This is a genomic window from Vibrio sp. LaRot3 (assembly GCF_027587025.1).
In the GTDB taxonomy this organism is placed as follows: domain Bacteria; phylum Pseudomonadota; class Gammaproteobacteria; order Enterobacterales; family Vibrionaceae; genus Vibrio.
Map to the genome: position 1 here is coordinate 18,844 of NZ_JAPPTI010000016.1, position 15,110 is coordinate 33,953.

General features: G+C 45.0%; 16 protein-coding genes. 2 read left to right on the forward strand and 14 right to left on the reverse strand.

Annotated elements, in window-relative coordinates; translation table 11 throughout:
* Positions 1-7 precede the first annotated feature (7 nt).
* The 14 genes from OH461_RS18695 to OH461_RS18760 all read right to left on the reverse strand — a co-directional run bounded on the left by OH461_RS18695 (position 8) and on the right by OH461_RS18760 (position 12,121).
* A complete protein-coding gene (locus OH461_RS18695; RefSeq protein WP_270022060.1) occupies positions 8-397 on the reverse strand; it encodes a F0F1 ATP synthase subunit I in 390 nt (129 codons plus the stop codon).
* Between the two features lie 185 nt (positions 398-582).
* Entirely contained in the window at positions 583-1,464 is an 882-nt protein-coding gene (locus tag OH461_RS18700) for a ParB/RepB/Spo0J family partition protein (protein ID WP_270022061.1), read from the reverse strand.
* A 25-nt stretch (positions 1,465-1,489) separates the two neighbouring features.
* The gene (locus tag OH461_RS18705) at positions 1,490-2,263 is read right to left on the reverse strand and encodes a ParA family protein (protein ID WP_270022062.1); all 774 of its coding nucleotides are present in this window, start codon (positions 2,261-2,263) and stop codon (positions 1,490-1,492) included.
* Positions 2,264-2,277: 14 nt separating this feature from the next.
* Positions 2,278-2,910 carry a 16S rRNA (guanine(527)-N(7))-methyltransferase RsmG gene (rsmG, locus tag OH461_RS18710; RefSeq protein ID WP_270022063.1) on the reverse strand — a complete coding sequence of 211 codons (633 nt, stop codon included), beginning with the start codon at positions 2,908-2,910 and terminating at the stop codon, positions 2,278-2,280.
* Positions 2,910-4,805: a tRNA uridine-5-carboxymethylaminomethyl(34) synthesis enzyme MnmG gene (gene mnmG, locus OH461_RS18715; RefSeq protein ID WP_270022064.1), complete on the reverse strand. Its 1,896-nt coding sequence runs from the start codon at positions 4,803-4,805 to the stop codon at positions 2,910-2,912. Before mnmG ends, rsmG begins: the two co-directional genes overlap by 1 nt.
* A gap of 487 nt (positions 4,806-5,292) precedes the next feature.
* A complete protein-coding gene (gene mioC / locus OH461_RS18720; protein WP_270022065.1) occupies positions 5,293-5,727 on the reverse strand; it encodes an FMN-binding protein MioC in 435 nt (144 codons plus the stop codon).
* Between the two features lie 77 nt (positions 5,728-5,804).
* A complete protein-coding gene (gene mnmE / locus OH461_RS18725) occupies positions 5,805-7,166 on the reverse strand; it encodes a tRNA uridine-5-carboxymethylaminomethyl(34) synthesis GTPase MnmE (protein WP_270022066.1) in 1,362 nt (453 codons plus the stop codon).
* Positions 7,167-7,280: 114 nt separating this feature from the next.
* The gene (gene yidC, locus OH461_RS18730) at positions 7,281-8,900 is read right to left on the reverse strand and encodes a membrane protein insertase YidC (RefSeq protein ID WP_270022067.1); all 1,620 of its coding nucleotides are present in this window, start codon (positions 8,898-8,900) and stop codon (positions 7,281-7,283) included.
* Between the two features lie 2 nt (positions 8,901-8,902).
* Positions 8,903-9,160: a membrane protein insertion efficiency factor YidD gene (gene yidD / locus OH461_RS18735; RefSeq protein ID WP_270022068.1), complete on the reverse strand. Its 258-nt coding sequence runs from the start codon at positions 9,158-9,160 to the stop codon at positions 8,903-8,905.
* Entirely contained in the window at positions 9,127-9,450 is a 324-nt protein-coding gene (rnpA, locus tag OH461_RS18740; RefSeq protein ID WP_260261602.1) for a ribonuclease P protein component, read from the reverse strand. Before rnpA ends, yidD begins: the two co-directional genes overlap by 34 nt.
* Before the next feature lie 46 nt (positions 9,451-9,496).
* Positions 9,497-9,631, reverse strand: a complete 135-nt coding sequence (rpmH, locus tag OH461_RS18745) for a 50S ribosomal protein L34 (protein WP_006880025.1) — start codon at positions 9,629-9,631, stop codon at positions 9,497-9,499.
* Between the two features lie 229 nt (positions 9,632-9,860).
* On the reverse strand, positions 9,861-10,598 hold the full coding sequence (locus OH461_RS18750; protein ID WP_270022069.1) for an amino acid ABC transporter ATP-binding protein: 738 nt from the start codon (positions 10,596-10,598) through the stop codon (positions 9,861-9,863).
* Positions 10,595-11,266, reverse strand: coding sequence for an amino acid ABC transporter permease (locus OH461_RS18755; RefSeq protein WP_270022070.1), 672 nt, complete (start codon positions 11,264-11,266; stop codon positions 10,595-10,597). Before OH461_RS18755 ends, OH461_RS18750 begins: the two co-directional genes overlap by 4 nt.
* Positions 11,267-11,374: 108 nt before the next feature.
* On the reverse strand, positions 11,375-12,121 hold the full coding sequence (locus OH461_RS18760) for an amino acid ABC transporter substrate-binding protein (protein WP_270022071.1): 747 nt from the start codon (positions 12,119-12,121) through the stop codon (positions 11,375-11,377).
* A 408-nt stretch (positions 12,122-12,529) separates the two neighbouring features.
* Here OH461_RS18760 and dnaA point away from each other — a divergent pair, with 408 nt between their 5' ends.
* Entirely contained in the window at positions 12,530-13,936 is a 1,407-nt protein-coding gene (gene dnaA / locus OH461_RS18765) for a chromosomal replication initiator protein DnaA (RefSeq protein ID WP_270022072.1), read from the forward strand.
* A 72-nt stretch (positions 13,937-14,008) separates the two neighbouring features.
* Positions 14,009-15,109: a DNA polymerase III subunit beta gene (dnaN, locus tag OH461_RS18770; protein ID WP_270022073.1), complete on the forward strand. Its 1,101-nt coding sequence runs from the start codon at positions 14,009-14,011 to the stop codon at positions 15,107-15,109.
* The last annotated feature ends 1 nt before the right edge of the window (position 15,110 follow it).

Below are 15,110 nucleotides of genomic sequence, written 5' to 3' on the forward strand. Positions count from 1 at the left end.
ACTCATCCTATTTTTTGTTGTTAATGAATAGCACTGGCGCACAGATATTAATACCTAGAGCCAGTAAATAGGTTAGTTTTAGGGGAACAAGTTCCACCTGTATATACATGTAAACAATCGAAAATAGAACAACTGTAATTAGGATTTTTAGAACTTCACCCGTGTAAAAGGATGCCGCGACTTTCTTTGCTGCGCGTGCTCCACTAAACATGAAAGCACACAAAGCAAACACTGCATTAGCTACGACAAAAATGCCGCCACCAATCAATGCAGAAAGTCCCCATTGTAGACTTACAGTTGCAGCCATTCCCGCTGCCACTAACGTAACCGCGCCAAGCTGAATCATTAACAATTGCTTAGCAAGCTCTCGCCCTGGTCTAGCCAACGCAGTTACCATGTATTCGTACCTCTAGTAAATCCACAGCTATACATCTAGGCGCTGAGGAATTGGCAAAAATTATACGGTGAGTCGAACTGAATGCAATGAAAACACCGCAAAAAGTTACAATTTTGTTTACAAACCGACAACTTTTACACAAAAATTCGTTTTTTACATATATTGATTGAGATCAAGTATCTCACTTAGCTCTGTAACTTGGCAATCAATTGCGCCAACTTTTCAGGCTCATCAACATTTATAGTCACTTTAGCCTTGCCGCCCTTAGAACGCACAATTGCAACTTTAGCACCAAGCATTTCACTTAGTTTTTGTGACATTTGTTGTGTCTCAACGTCTTGTGGCACATCTTTTTGCTCAGATTGCGGCTGAAGACACTTTTTTACTAACTGTTCGGTTTGGCGAACCGTCATGTTTTTCTTCGCAACCTGCTGTGCAACCTCTATTTGCTGCTCACCTTGAAGCATGATTAGAGCACGAGCATGCCCCATCTCTAGCTGTTTCGTTGCGACCAACTGTTTCACATCATTTTCCAGTTGGTTTAGGCGAAGAATATTGCTCACGCTTGCGCGTGATTTACCAATTACGTCAGCCACCTGCTGGTGGGTTAAAGCAAACTCTTGTTGTAAGCGCTCTAAAGCTTGAGCTTCTTCGATAACATTCAGATCTTCGCGCTGAATGTTTTCGATCAGTGCCATTGCGATCGCCGCACGATCTTCAACCTTTTTGATCAAACAAGGTACTTGGGTTAAACCCGCTTTACGAGCTGCACGCCAGCGACGCTCGCCAGCAATGATCTCATATTTACCCATCTCAACCTGACGAACCACGATCGGTTGGATGATACCTTGCGATTCAATCGAAGCCGCTAGCTCTTCTAGCGCTTCAGGTTCCATATCTTTACGTGGCTGGTAAACGCCTGCGCGCAAACTGGTGATGCTTAGCTCAGTCAACTCACCATTACTTGAAAGCTCTTGGCTGTGAATTGCTGTTTGCTGTTTTTCTCGGGCTAGAGAGCTCGTCGAAAGAAGAGCATCAAGCCCTTTACCTAAACCACGTTTAGACATGATTTTGATTCCTTAGGTTAGTGTTTTATGCAGGGACTTCTTCACGACGAAGCATTTCACCGGCTAGGGCTAAATATGCTTTTGCGCCTGCTGAGTATTTGTCGTAGTACATTGCAGGCTTACCATGGCTTGGCGCTTCTGCAAGACGAACGTTACGAGGAATAACAGTGCGGTACACTTTGTCGCCAAAGTGCTTTTTCAATTGGTCGGATACTTCATTGGATAGCCGATTTCGAGGGTCATACATAGTACGCAGCAAACCTTCGATTTTTAGATTCTCGTTTACAACAGCGGCTAGCTTGCTAATGGTATCCATTAACGCGGTTAAACCTTCAAGTGCGAAATACTCACACTGCATTGGCACCAACACAGAATCTGCTGCGGCCATAGCGTTGATTGTAAGAAGGTTTAGAGAAGGAGGACAATCTATAAAGATGAAATCATAGTTATCGCGAACCGAGGCAAGCGCATGTTTCAAGCGTACTTCGCGTGCAAACACTTCCATCAGTTTGATTTCAGCCGCGGTGACGTCGCCGTTCGCAGCAATTAGGTCGTAATTGCCCGAGGTTTTACGACATACCACTTCTTCAAATGGTACATCTTCAACCAATAATTCATATGCCGTAGCGTCGACTTGATACTTATCGACACCACTGGCCATGGTTGCGTTACCTTGCGGGTCAAGATCGATCACCAATACCTTACGCTTAGTTGCGGCCATAGACGCAGCTAAGTTAATACAAGTTGTTGTTTTACCAACTCCGCCTTTCTGATTGGCAATGGCTACAATTTTTCCCACGATCTACCTCGCTATTAATCCTTGCGCGATAAGATTACTAGATGACGCTCACCTTCCAATTGAGGAACTTGCAAAGGTTTGATATCGGTCACATTACTCCACTCTGGGAGCTGCGCAATCTCATCCTGTGATAATTGCCCCTTAAGAGCAAGAAAACGACCTGTCTCCTCTTTAGGCAAGTGATGACACCACTCAACCATATCCACCATCGAAGCAAAAGCTCTACTTAGTACACCATCAAACTTCTCTTCAGGTTGATACTCTTCAACACGACTTTGAATCGGAGTCACGTTTTCTAACTTCAGCTCATGAACAACTTGCTTAATAAAACGAATGCGTTTGCCTAAGCTATCTAGTAAATCGAATGATTTATCTGGATTCATAATCGCCAAAGGAATACCAGGCAGCCCTGGTCCAGTGCCAACATCAATAAAACGCTCACCTTGTAAGTGAGTACTAACCACTATGCTGTCCAAAATGTGCTTTACCAACATTTCTTTCGGGTCGCGCACAGAAGTCAGATTGTAGGCCTTGTTCCATTTATGCAGCATCTCAACATAGCCAACAAGCTGTTCGCGCTGAAGCTCTGAAACTTCAAGTTCTGTTTGACCAATAAGTTGATCAAGCGTTTGACGTAACTGAGTCATTAAGCTTCCTCACCTTTCTTTAGAAGACCATGTTTTTTTAGATGTACCAATAGGATAGAAATGGCTGCTGGCGTAATACCTGAGATACGTGACGCAATACCGATGCTTTCAGGTTTCGCATCGCTTAGCTTCACCACAACCTCATTTGAAAGACCGCTCACTTTCGAGTAATCCAAATCAAACGGCAGTTTGGTGTTCTCATGGCGTAGAGACTTCTCAATTTCGTCTTGCTGACGCTTGATGTAACCTTCGTATTTCACTTGGATTTCAACTTGCTCTGCTGCTTGTTGATCATCGATAACGGGTTGGAATGCTTCAAGTCCAGTCAGCTGTGTATACGTGATCTCAGGACGACGCAGAAGATCTTCACCGCTCGCTTCGCGTGCCATTGGTGTTTTTAGCAATTGGTTAAGCGCATCGACGCCTTCCGATTTTGGATTCATCCACGTAGATTTTAAGCGCTGACGTTCAAGCTCAATATTCTCAATCTTTTGATTGAAACGAGACCAACGGGCTTCATCCACTAAACCAAGCTTGTATGCTTGCTCAGTTAAACGTAAGTCGGCGTTATCTTCACGAAGTAGTAAGCGGTATTCTGCACGTGACGTGAACATACGGTAAGGCTCTTTAGTACCCATGGTAGAAAGATCGTCAATCAAGACGCCAACATAAGCTTCATCACGACGCGGACTCCAGCCCTCTTTGTCTTGACTGAACAAACTAGCATTAAGACCAGCCATTAAACCTTGCGCGGCGGCTTCTTCGTAACCAGTTGTACCGTTAATTTGGCCAGCAAAGAATAGACCAGAGATGAATTTCGTCTCGTAGGTGTGTTTTAAGTCACGTGGGTCGAAGAAGTCATACTCAATGGCATAACCAGGGCGCACGATGTGTGCGTTCTCAAAACCTTTCATCGAGCGAACGATTTGCACTTGAACATCAAACGGCAAGCTGGTGGAGATACCATTTGGGTATAGCTCATGCGTCGTTAGACCTTCTGGTTCAATGAAGATTTGGTGACTGTTTTTATCCGCAAAACGCATCACTTTGTCTTCGATCGAAGGACAGTAACGTGGGCCAATACCTTCAATCACACCAGCATACATCGGGCTACGATCGAGGTTAGCACGAATCACATCATGAGTTTGCTCATTGGTATGAGTAATAAAACATGGAATTTGGCGTGGCTGCTGACTGCGGCTTCCCATGAATGAAAAAACAGGTGTTGGATTATCACCGTGTTGTGCTTCAAGTACTGAGAAATCAACAGTACGAGCATCAATACGCGGTGGTGTACCTGTTTTTAGACGATCCACTCGGAATGGTAATTCGCGTAAACGATCCGCAAGAGCAATTGACGGAGGATCGCCTGCACGGCCTCCTGAGGAGCTTTCCATACCAATATGAATCTTACCCCCAAGGAAGGTGCCAACGGTCAATACAACCGACTTAGCGCGGAATTTAAGACCCATTTGAGTCACAACTCCACGTACTTGATCATTTTCAACAATCAGATCATCAACGGATTGTTGGAACAAAGTGAGGTTATCTGTATTTTCTAGCACGTTACGAACATGCGCTTTGTACAAGGCGCGATCTGCTTGAGCACGAGTTGCTCTTACTGCCGGGCCTTTTGATGCGTTCAATGTTCTGAATTGAATACCAGAATGATCAATGGCTTGAGCCATCAAACCACCCATTGCATCCACTTCTTTGACTAAGTGACCTTTGCCGATACCGCCAATGGCTGGGTTACATGACATCTGACCTAAAGTATCGATGTTATGAGTCAATAAGAGGGTTTTTTGCCCTGTACGCGCTGATGCGAGTGCGGCTTCCGTTCCTGCGTGACCGCCACCAACAACGATGACGTCAAAGTTTTCGTGATAAAGCATGAACTGACCTCTGATATTCACGAGAGATGTAGACAGATAAAAGAGCGATATTCTACCTGCTTTCATGTAGAGAGAAAATCGCTTTTGTGTATTTTCATTTTAGGTGAGCAAAGTAAATATATATAAGATCTATATATATGATCTTTTATTGGATCTATTATTAAGATCGCCTAATTCTGTGGATAACTAAAAAATGATCAACAAGATCATGGATCTTATTTGGATCATATCATGTGATCTTACCTTGATCAGATCGAGGATTAACTGGGATCAAAATCGATGGTTATACACAGGGGGTCGCAAGGGTAAAAGTTATTCTTGGGATAACTATAGGTTAATCACCGGATAAAGTGATACTTATGCACAGTCTGGTTGATTAAAATATAAGCACTTAAACAGCGTGAGAAGTGGGATAACTATCCACAGAGAGGATTTTAGGTAAAAAAAAACGGCCAGCAAAGCTGACCGTTTACAGTATTTGGAAGGTTTAGAAGCGGTCAATATGTTGTTCTAACCAAGCTTCTGCTGCGTCTTCTGGCACCGGATGAGCCAAAATATCGATAGTAAAGCACTCTGTAAGTGCCGTTCCACCGATGTCCTCAAGTAGATCATGTGCGTGTTTACCCGCAGCACAAAAGGTGTCATAGCTTGAATCACCAATCGCAACGACAGCATATGTCACGTCACTCATCTTTGGTGGTGTGTCTTGAAGTGCTTGGATGAAAGGTTTGATGTTATCCGGGTAGTCGCCCGCACCATGGGTTGAGGTAACGATAATCCAAGTGCCATCAGCGTTGATATTGGTGAGATCTGGCTGATTGTGAATTTCAGTTTGATGACCTTTTTCAATTAATAGATCACTGATGTGATCACCAACGTACTCTGCACCACCAAGGGTACTACCTGTAATTATGTGGATCATGCGGGTTCCTTTTGTTGATACCAATAGCAGCGCTAAGCGCGGTTGGTATAAACGCAGCGCTTGGCTGCGTAAGACTGTTATTTACCAATACAGAAGGATGAGAAAATACGTCCCAATAAGTCATCTGAACTAAACTCGCCAGTGATCTCATTTAGGTGTTGCTGAGCGATACGCAGTTCCTCTGCCAAAATTTCACCTGCCATATAGCCTTCTAATTGTTGTTGGCCAATGTCTAGGTGCTGCGCAGCTTTTTCCAGTGCTTCTAGGTGACGACGACGAGCCATAAAGCCGCCTTCGTGGCCACCAGCAAAGCCCATACACTCTTTTAGGTGGGTGCGTAGGGCATCCACACCTTGACCTGTTTTGGCTGATAAACGGATCAAAGTGGGTGAATTAACGTGACAGATCCCAAGGTCTTCACCGGTTTGATCCGCTTTGTTACGGATCACTGTCATGCCGATGCTATCAGGTAGACGATCTACGAAATCTGGCCAAATATCTTTCGGATCAGTCGCTTCGGTTGTGGTGCCATCCACCATAAATAATACTCGGTCAGCTTGAGCAATTTCATCCCAAGCTCGTTCAATACCGATTTTCTCTACTTCGTCAGAAGCATCACGTAGACCAGCGGTGTCGATAATATGCAGCGGCATACCGTCAATATGGATGTGTTCACGCAGTACATCGCGGGTTGTTCCGGCAATGTCAGTTACAATTGCCGACTCTTTGCCTGATAAGGCATTCAGCAAGCTTGATTTACCCGCATTTGGACGACCAGCGATAACCACTTTCATGCCTTCACGCATGATGGCACCTTGGTTTGCTTCTTGGCGAACCAAGGCAAGGTTATCAATAATGGTTTGTAAGTCTCCTGCCACTTTTCCATCGGCTAGAAAGTCGATTTCTTCTTCTGGGAAGTCGATCGCGGCTTCTACGTAGATACGCAAGTGAATCAATGATTCAACTAGGGTATTGATGCGTCCAGAGAATGCGCCTTGGAGCGATTGTAGGGCTGATTTAGCCGCTTCTTCAGAACTTGCGTCGATAAGGTCTGCTATTGCCTCTGCTTGCGCTAGGTCGAGCTTATCGTTAAGGAATGCTCGTTCTGAGAACTCGCCGGGTCTTGCAGTACGGATACCGTCAATCTTTAAGATACGCTTAATGAGCATATCCATTACTACAGGGCCGCCATGGCCTTGCAGCTCAAGAACGTCTTCACCAGTGAAAGAGTGCGGGTTTGGGAAGTAAAGAGCGATGCCTTGGTCAAGTTGATTGCCTTGCTCATCGGTAAAAGGCAAATATTCAGCGTAACGTGGACGCAGTGTTTTGCCGGTTACTTCCAATGCAACTTTTTCTGCCAGTGGGCCAGAAACGCGGATAATACCCACACCGCCACGACCTGGTGCGGTTGCTTGGGCGACAATGGTATCTGTAGTCATAAAAAGTGCCTGTGTTTAGCTGTGCCGCTTGGGCAATAAATATCAATTAGCTGAATTGTAATCAGCTCCAATAAAAAAGGCGACCTTTTGGTCGCCTTTGTCTTGGATTAGAACTTACTTAGTGTGTAAGCCTTTCTTTTCCAGAGCCTTGTAAATTAGTGACTGCTGGATAAGTGTTACGATGTTCGATACCAACCAGTAAAGAACTAGACCTGATGGGAAGAACAGGAAGAACACGGTGAACATGACTGGCATGAAGGTCATGATCTTCTGTTGCATTGGGTCAGTAACCGTTGTTGGGCTCATCTTCTGAATCATGAACATTGAAGCACCCATCAGTAGCGGCAAGATGTATAGCGGGTCTTGCGCTGAAAGGTCAGTGATCCAACCGAAGAATGGAGAGTGACGTAGCTCTACCGATTCCATTAGTGCCCAGTACAGTGCGATGAAGATAGGCATCTGTAGGATAAGAGGAAGACAGCCACCCAGTGGGTTTACCTTCTCTTTCTTGTACAGCTCCATCATCTCTTGGCTCATACGTTGACGGTCATCGCCAATACGCTCACGCATTGCTTGCAGTTTAGGTTGCAGCATGCGCATTTTCGCCATCGAGGTGTATTGCGCTTTAGTCAGTGGGTACATCGCACCACGAACGATAAAGGTCAGACAGATGATTGCTACACCCCAGTTACCTACAAAGCTTTGAATGAACGAAAGCAGTGTGTGTAGTGGTTTCGCAATGAACCATAACCAACCGTAGTCAACTACTAGGTCAAGGTGCGGCGCTACTTCTGCCATTTGGCTTTGTAGTTTAGGACCAACCCATAGTGTTGCGCTAAATTTCGCTTCGTCACCAGTTGCGATAGTCTTGTTAGGCATACGTACACCGATGTCAGCTAGGTTGCCGATCACGCGAGTGTAGATGTTGGTGTTTGGTGCGTCGTTTGGAATCCACGCCGATGCGAAGTAGTGCTGGATCATCGCTGCCCAACCTTGGCCATTAGCTAGGTTAAGAGACAGGTTACGATCTTGCATATCATCGAAGCTGTATTTCTTGTAGTTAGTGTCTTCAGTTGAGTAAGCACCACCGCGGTATGTTGGCATAGTAATGCTGCCGCCATCATCCATTACGTTTTGACGTAGGTGAGCGTACATACCGAAAGTCGCGTTGTTGCCAGAGTTGTTCACAACATCGTATTCAACTTTAACAGCGTAGCTGCCGCGAGTTAGGATGAATGTTTTGGTGTACTCAAGACCATTCGCTGCATAAGTCATCGGAATACGCAGTTCGTTTGCGTCGTCAGCCATTGTGAAGCTGTCAGCGCTTACTGCGTAGTTAGGACGGTTTGTGCTGCTAAGGTCGATGCCTTGAGGACCTACTAGACCACTTTGTGCAATGAATTGGTGACCAGCATCGTTCTTCAATAGTTCGAAGTTTGCTTCTGAGTCCAGTTCAGCATCGTATTGGTTTAGGTAAGCTTTAACGATATCGCCACCAACCGTATCAATAGACAGAGTTAGTACATCCGTTGTTACAGTAATAGCTTTCGCTGTTGCCTGTTGAGCTGGCGCTGGGTCGAGCTCGTCGGCAAAAGATGGTGCAGGTACAGTGCTGCTTGATTGAGCCTGTTCAACCGGCTGCGGTGCTGGGTTCTTTGCTACTTGCCATTGTTGGAACAATAGGAAAGAAACCAATGCTAGCGCGATCAACAGGATATTACGTTGAGAATCCATCGTTATTTATCTCTGTCTCGTTTTTGAACTGGTGGTACGGGGTCGAAGCCCCCATCACTTAAAGGGTGGCATTTTAATAGACGTTGGCCGGATAACCAACATCCTTTTACAAAACCGTGAGCTTTCAACGCTTCTATAGCGTAACTGGAGCAAGTTGGTTGGAAACGACAGCGCGGTCCGATAAGAGGACTAATAAGACCTTGGTAAAGTCGGACGAGGCCGATTGTTATCCACGCGAGGGGCGAGACAGTCGTTGCCATAGCTTGTCAAACAACTTGAACAATTCATCATTGCTTAAATCTTGCGCGCTTTTCTTGGCAATCACAACAAAATCTTTATTAGGAAGTTGATGTTGTTTGTTACGAAAACTTTCTCGTGCGAGACGTTTGAAGCGGTTACGACCAACAGCAGTTTTGATTTGCTTTTTCGGAACGGCTAAACCTAATCGAGGGTGAGATAGGTTGTTATTACGAGCAATGATGGTGAAATGAGGTGAGCCAGCTCGGTGAGCTTGCTGGAAGACATTTTGATAATGCTCGGGAGTTAACAAGCGTAACTCCCGATTGAACGCGTACGTATTCAAAATATTCTAGTGATTATTTTGACAGGCGCGCACGGCCTTTTGCACGACGTGCATTAATTACTTTACGACCGTTCTTAGTAGCCATACGTGCACGGAAACCGTGAGTACGCTTGCGCTTTAGAACTGAAGGTTGAAAAGTGCGTTTCATGTTAAATACCTTTACTGATCAGTAGTTTTAGGTTCTTAGTTAACCCGGCGTGGGCATTAATATCTTCTTTATATATAAAGAGGACAAACCGACGCCTCTCAACAAAGAGGCGGAATTGTAATCACACTCACAAATCGTGTCAACGATTCATGCATGTGAAATTCCGGTCGGGCGATTATACGTAGTGTGAGCAAAATCTCAAGGATCATACGATCCTTATGCTTGATCTTTACTCTATTCCCACTTGGTTAAGGAATTTTTTTAGCTTGGGATCTTGCGGGTTATCGAAGATTTCTTGCGGCGATCCCTGTTCAACGATATGACCATCAGCCATGAAGATCACTCTATCCGCTACTTCTTTGGCAAATTGCATCTCGTGTGTCACCACCAGCATGGTTTGATGCTGAGTCGCTAAGTGCTTCATTAAACTCAATACTTCACCGACCCATTCAGGATCGAGGGCGGAGGTTGGCTCATCAAACAATAGTAACTCTGGCTGCAATGCCATTGCTCGGCCAATGCCTACGCGTTGCTGTTGACCACCTGATAATGCCGCTGGGTAGCTGTCACCTTTATCGCCGAGGCCGATGTCATCTAGTATCTGTTGAGCGCGCGCTAATGCGTCGGCTTTTTTCCAACCTCGCACAGTCATTAAACCTTCAGCGATGTTTTGTCTTGCTGTCATATGAGCAAATAAAGCGTAGTTTTGAAATACAAAACCGGTTTTACGGCGTAGGGCGAGCACTTCAGCTTGAGTATGTTTTTCGCTGTTAACGCTGACGTCGTCAATACTGATCGTGCCTTGGTTGGCTTGCTCTAGAAAGTTAACGCAGCGAAGCAATGTCGATTTACCTGTACCACTAGAGCCGATAATAACGATAATTTCACCTTTATTGATTTCAAGATCAATGCCTTTGAGTACCTCGGTATCGCCAAAGCTTTTATGAATATTGTTTAGTTTGATCATCGTACATACGCCTTATTGAGTTTTTCTTCTGCCCAAATTTGTACCCGAGTTAAAACAACGACGACACCCCAGTAAATAAGGGCGACAGCTAAGAAGGCTTCGAAAAATTTAAAGCTTGATGAAGCTTCCATCTGCGCTTTGGCCATGATCTCCGCCACGCCAAGTGTGAAAGCGAGCGAGGTCGATTTAATCATATCGATGAAGTAGTTCATCAATGATGGCAGGGCAACGCGGGTCGCTTGCGGCAAGATAATGCGGCGCATAGCTTGAGAAGTTGTCATACCCACCGATAAGCTGGCTTCCATTTGGCTGCGATCAATACCGATGATTGCGGCGCGAATACTTTCCGCCATGTAGGCAGCAAAGTGCAGCGTTAAGCCGATAACGGCCGCGCTGAAAGCGTCTAATCCAACCAAAGCCGGGAAAACTTGTGGTAAGCCGTAGTAGAGCAAGAACAGTTGCACTAACAGCGGCGTCCCGCGGAAAAAGCTGATGTAGAGTTGACTTAACTGATCAAGCACTGGGAGGCGAAAAACACGTATATTGGCGATAACTACCGCTAAGATCAGTGAAAAGACCAATCCCCATGTAGCCATCTCCATGGTGGTGCCGAGATATTTGAGTAGAATCGGCATCAGATCCAGCATGTAATTAAAATCGAATCCCATAAACTTACCTAATTAGAGAAAATAAAAGGTGGAATAAAACATTCCACCTTAAAAACAACTTACTTAACTTTAGCCTTTGAACGAATATCTTGGGCTAGGGATAACCAATTAATGAGTGATGTCCGCACCAAACCATTTCTCTGAAATTGCTTTTAAAGTGCCATCTGCGCGCATCTCAGCGAGAGCTTTGTTAACGTCAGCTTGCAGGGCTTTACCTTTGTCGTTATCTAGGAATGGCCAAGCATTTTGAATGGTTTCAAATGGTTCACCCGCCAGTTGTAGTGGTAGGCCCGTTTTTTTGATCAGCTCTAGTGCTGATAGACGATCCATAATAAACGCATCTGCACGACCTAATGCAACATCATGCTCAATGCCTGTGTCGTAGGTTTTGATGTTGATCTTGCCGTCTTTATCGTAGCTACGCAGCAGTTGCTCGAAGTTTGAACCTAGGTTTACCGCGACTGTTTTTCCAGCTAAATCTGCCACACCTTTAATGTCATCGTTCCCTTTACGGACGGTGATTTGTGCTCCGTCTACCACATATGGGTCAGCAAATAGGTATTTCGCTTTGCGAGCGTCTGTCATGGTAATTTGGTTTGAAATCGTATCAATGCGACCGGTTTCTAGTAGACCAAACAAACCAGAGAAGTTTGCTGTTACGTATTCCACGTTGTAATCGTTACGTTTACCAATTTCATCCCATAGATCCACTTCAAAGCCTTGTAGCTTATCTTGTTGAACGAAAGTGAATGGGAAGTAGCGTCCAGACATACCGACTTTTACGTCTGTCGCGGCTTGTACTGTGGCTGCAGAGAGAGCGATAACTGCAACTGCAGCTTTAATCCAGTTTTTCATAGTGTGACTCCATGTAATTATGGGGATAAATACTACTGTTCTTGACTGAATTAGATAAATAACCAAGAGCAATAACCTAGATGGCTTAGTAATAAGTTTGTAAATAGAACCTGTTTAAAAGGTTAGACGTTGGAAAAAGAGTTAAGACGAAGGTGTGGATAACCTGATCGAAAAAACTTTCATTCACAGAGTTATCACCAATTTTAGGATCTGGCTGAAAATGGGCAAATGTGGATCAATGTGTGGGTAAAAAAGGGACGAGATGTGGGGATCTATCGAATTAAGTCGAAAATATTGTGAATAACTTAGATCTTATTCACTGGATCGTCGATCATTTGCTGGCGATCTCGGTTATCAACAGGTAAAATCGCCAGTCTTTTCCGATCTATTACTTCGAGTGGGGGCACTGTGTCATCTTCGCTTTGGTTGCAATGTTTGCAACAGCTTCAAGAAGAGCTACCAGCTACAGAATTCAGTATGTGGGTTCGTCCGTTACAAGCGGAGCTCAATGACAATACGCTCACTTTATTTGCACCCAACCGTTTTGTATTGGATTGGGTTCGCGATAAGTATCTCAACAGCATTAATCGTTTATTGCAGGAATACTGCGGTAACGATATTCCAAGTCTACGTTTTGAAGTGGGTAGCCGCCGTGTTAGTGCGCCTGCTCCAGCACCAAAGCGTACTCCTGCAGACGTAGCTGCAGAGTCTTCAGCGCCCGCGCAACTGCAAGCACGTAAGCCAGTACATAAAACTTGGGATGATGACGCACAAGCCGTTGCGAACATTAACCATCGTTCTAACGTTAACCCAAAGCATAAGTTCAATAACTTTGTTGAAGGTAAGTCTAACCAACTTGGTTTAGCGGCGGCCCGTCAGGTTTCTGATAACCCGGGCGCAGCATATAACCCACTATTCCTATATGGCGGTACAGGTTTAGGTAAAACTCACCTATTGCACGCAGTAGGTAATGCCATTGTGGATAACAAGCCGAATGCCAAAGTGGTTTACATGCACTCTGAGCGTTTCGTGCAAGACATGGTTAAAGCACTACAAAACAACGCGATTGAAGAGTTCAAGCGTTACTACCGTAGTGTTGATGCATTGCTTATCGATGATATTCAGTTCTTTGCTAATAAAGAGCGATCTCAAGAAGAATTCTTCCATACTTTCAACGCACTGCTTGAAGGTAATCAACAGATCATTCTTACCTCTGACCGTTATCCTAAAGAGATCAGTGGTGTAGAAGATCGTCTTAAATCTCGCTTTGGTTGGGGTCTAACGGTGGCTATTGAGCCTCCGGAACTGGAAACCCGCGTCGCTATTTTGATGAAGAAAGCAGAAGATCACCAAATTCATCTTGCGGATGAAGTGGCGTTCTTTATTGCCAAGCGTCTTCGCTCAAATGTTCGTGAGCTTGAAGGGGCGTTGAACCGCGTAATCGCGAATGCGAACTTTACCGGCCGTCCTATTACGATTGATTTTGTTCGTGAAGCGCTGCGCGATCTACTGGCTCTACAAGAAAAGCTAGTGACGATTGATAACATCCAAAAGACCGTCGCAGAATACTACAAAATCAAAGTTGCAGACTTATTGTCCAAGCGTCGTTCTCGTTCAGTCGCGCGTCCTCGTCAGCTTGCAATGGCACTGGCGAAAGAGCTGACTAACCACAGTTTGCCAGAAATTGGTGATGCATTTGGTGGTCGTGACCATACGACAGTGTTACATGCATGTCGTAAGATTGAGCAACTGCGTGAAGAGAGCCACGACATTAAAGAAGATTACTCGAACTTGATTCGTACCCTTTCTTCTTAATTCGCTGTATTCTAGTCAGTGGCTTTGTGGCAGTGATGCCACCGCAATAACGAATTTTAATAAGAGCGCATTATGAAATTTACCATTCAACGTAGCCACCTTTTGAAACCGCTACAGCAGGTTTCAGGTGCTTTAGGTGGTCGACCGACATTGCCTATTTTGGGCAACCTGCTTATCAAGGTTGAAGACAACACGCTATCGATGACAGCCACGGATTTAGAAGTGGAGCTGATCAGTCGAGTCACCCTAGAAGGTGACTTTGAAGCGGGTAGTGTGACCGTACCTTCACGTAAATTCCTTGATATCTGCCGTGGTCTTCCTGATGAATCAGTTATCACCTTTGTTCTTGAAGGTGATCGCGTTCAAGTGCGCTCTGGCCGTAGCCGATTCTCTCTATCAACATTACCTGCTAATGACTTTCCAAACATTGAAGATTGGCAAAGTGAAGTAGAAGTGTCACTGACACAAGGTGAGCTGCGTGCATTGATTGAGAAAACTCAGTTCTCAATGGCAAACCAAGACGTGCGTTACTACCTCAACGGTATGTTGTTTGAAATTGAATCGACAATATTACGTAGTGTCGCGACGGATGGTCACCGTATGGCGGTATCGCAAACTCAGCTAGGCGCTGACTTTGCTCAAAAGCAAATCATCGTGCCACGTAAAGGTGTTCAAGAGCTAGTTAAGTTACTAGACGCACCTGAACAGCCGGTTGTGCTGCAAATTGGTAGCTCTAACCTACGTGCAGAAGTGAACAACTACGTATTTACTTCTAAGCTGGTGGATGGTCGATTCCCTGACTATCGCCGAGTAATGCCGCAAACCACCACCAAAACGCTAGAAGCAAGCTGTGACGAATTGCGTCAAGCTTTCTCTCGTGCCGCGATTCTTTCGAATGAAAAATTCCGCGGCGTCCGAGTAAACTTAGCGGACAGCGAAATGCGCATTACCGCCAACAACCCTGAGCAAGAAGAAGCAGAAGAGATGTTGGATGTGAGCTTTGAAGGCGAAGCGATCGAGATTGGTTTCAATGTGAGCTATGTATTGGATGTTCTTAATACGCTGCGCTGTGAAAAAGTGCGAGTGTCTATGTCTGATGCCAATGCGAGTGCATTGATTGAAAATGCCGATGACGATAGCGCTATGTACGTGGTAATGCCGATTCGACTCTAGC

Coding starts and splice junctions, on each gene's coding strand:
- OH461_RS18695 (WP_270022060.1), bottom strand. CDS start 397: ATGGTAACTGCGTTGGCTAGACCAGGGCGAGAGCTTGCTAAGCAATTG.
- dnaN (WP_270022073.1), top strand. CDS start 14,009: ATGAAATTTACCATTCAACGTAGCCACCTTTTGAAACCGCTACAGCAG.
- yidD (WP_270022068.1), bottom strand. CDS start 9,160: ATGGCAACGACTGTCTCGCCCCTCGCGTGGATAACAATCGGCCTCGTC.
- mnmE (WP_270022066.1), bottom strand. CDS start 7,166: ATGACTACAGATACCATTGTCGCCCAAGCAACCGCACCAGGTCGTGGC.
- OH461_RS18760 (WP_270022071.1), bottom strand. CDS start 12,121: ATGAAAAACTGGATTAAAGCTGCAGTTGCAGTTATCGCTCTCTCTGCA.
- OH461_RS18700 (WP_270022061.1), bottom strand. CDS start 1,464: ATGTCTAAACGTGGTTTAGGTAAAGGGCTTGATGCTCTTCTTTCGACG.
- mnmG (WP_270022064.1), bottom strand. CDS start 4,805: ATGCTTTATCACGAAAACTTTGACGTCATCGTTGTTGGTGGCGGTCAC.
- OH461_RS18755 (WP_270022070.1), bottom strand. CDS start 11,266: ATGGGATTCGATTTTAATTACATGCTGGATCTGATGCCGATTCTACTC.
- mioC (WP_270022065.1), bottom strand. CDS start 5,727: ATGATCCACATAATTACAGGTAGTACCCTTGGTGGTGCAGAGTACGTT.
- rpmH (WP_006880025.1), bottom strand. CDS start 9,631: ATGAAACGCACTTTTCAACCTTCAGTTCTAAAGCGCAAGCGTACTCAC.
- rsmG (WP_270022063.1), bottom strand. CDS start 2,910: ATGACTCAGTTACGTCAAACGCTTGATCAACTTATTGGTCAAACAGAA.
- yidC (WP_270022067.1), bottom strand. CDS start 8,900: ATGGATTCTCAACGTAATATCCTGTTGATCGCGCTAGCATTGGTTTCT.
- OH461_RS18750 (WP_270022069.1), bottom strand. CDS start 10,598: ATGATCAAACTAAACAATATTCATAAAAGCTTTGGCGATACCGAGGTA.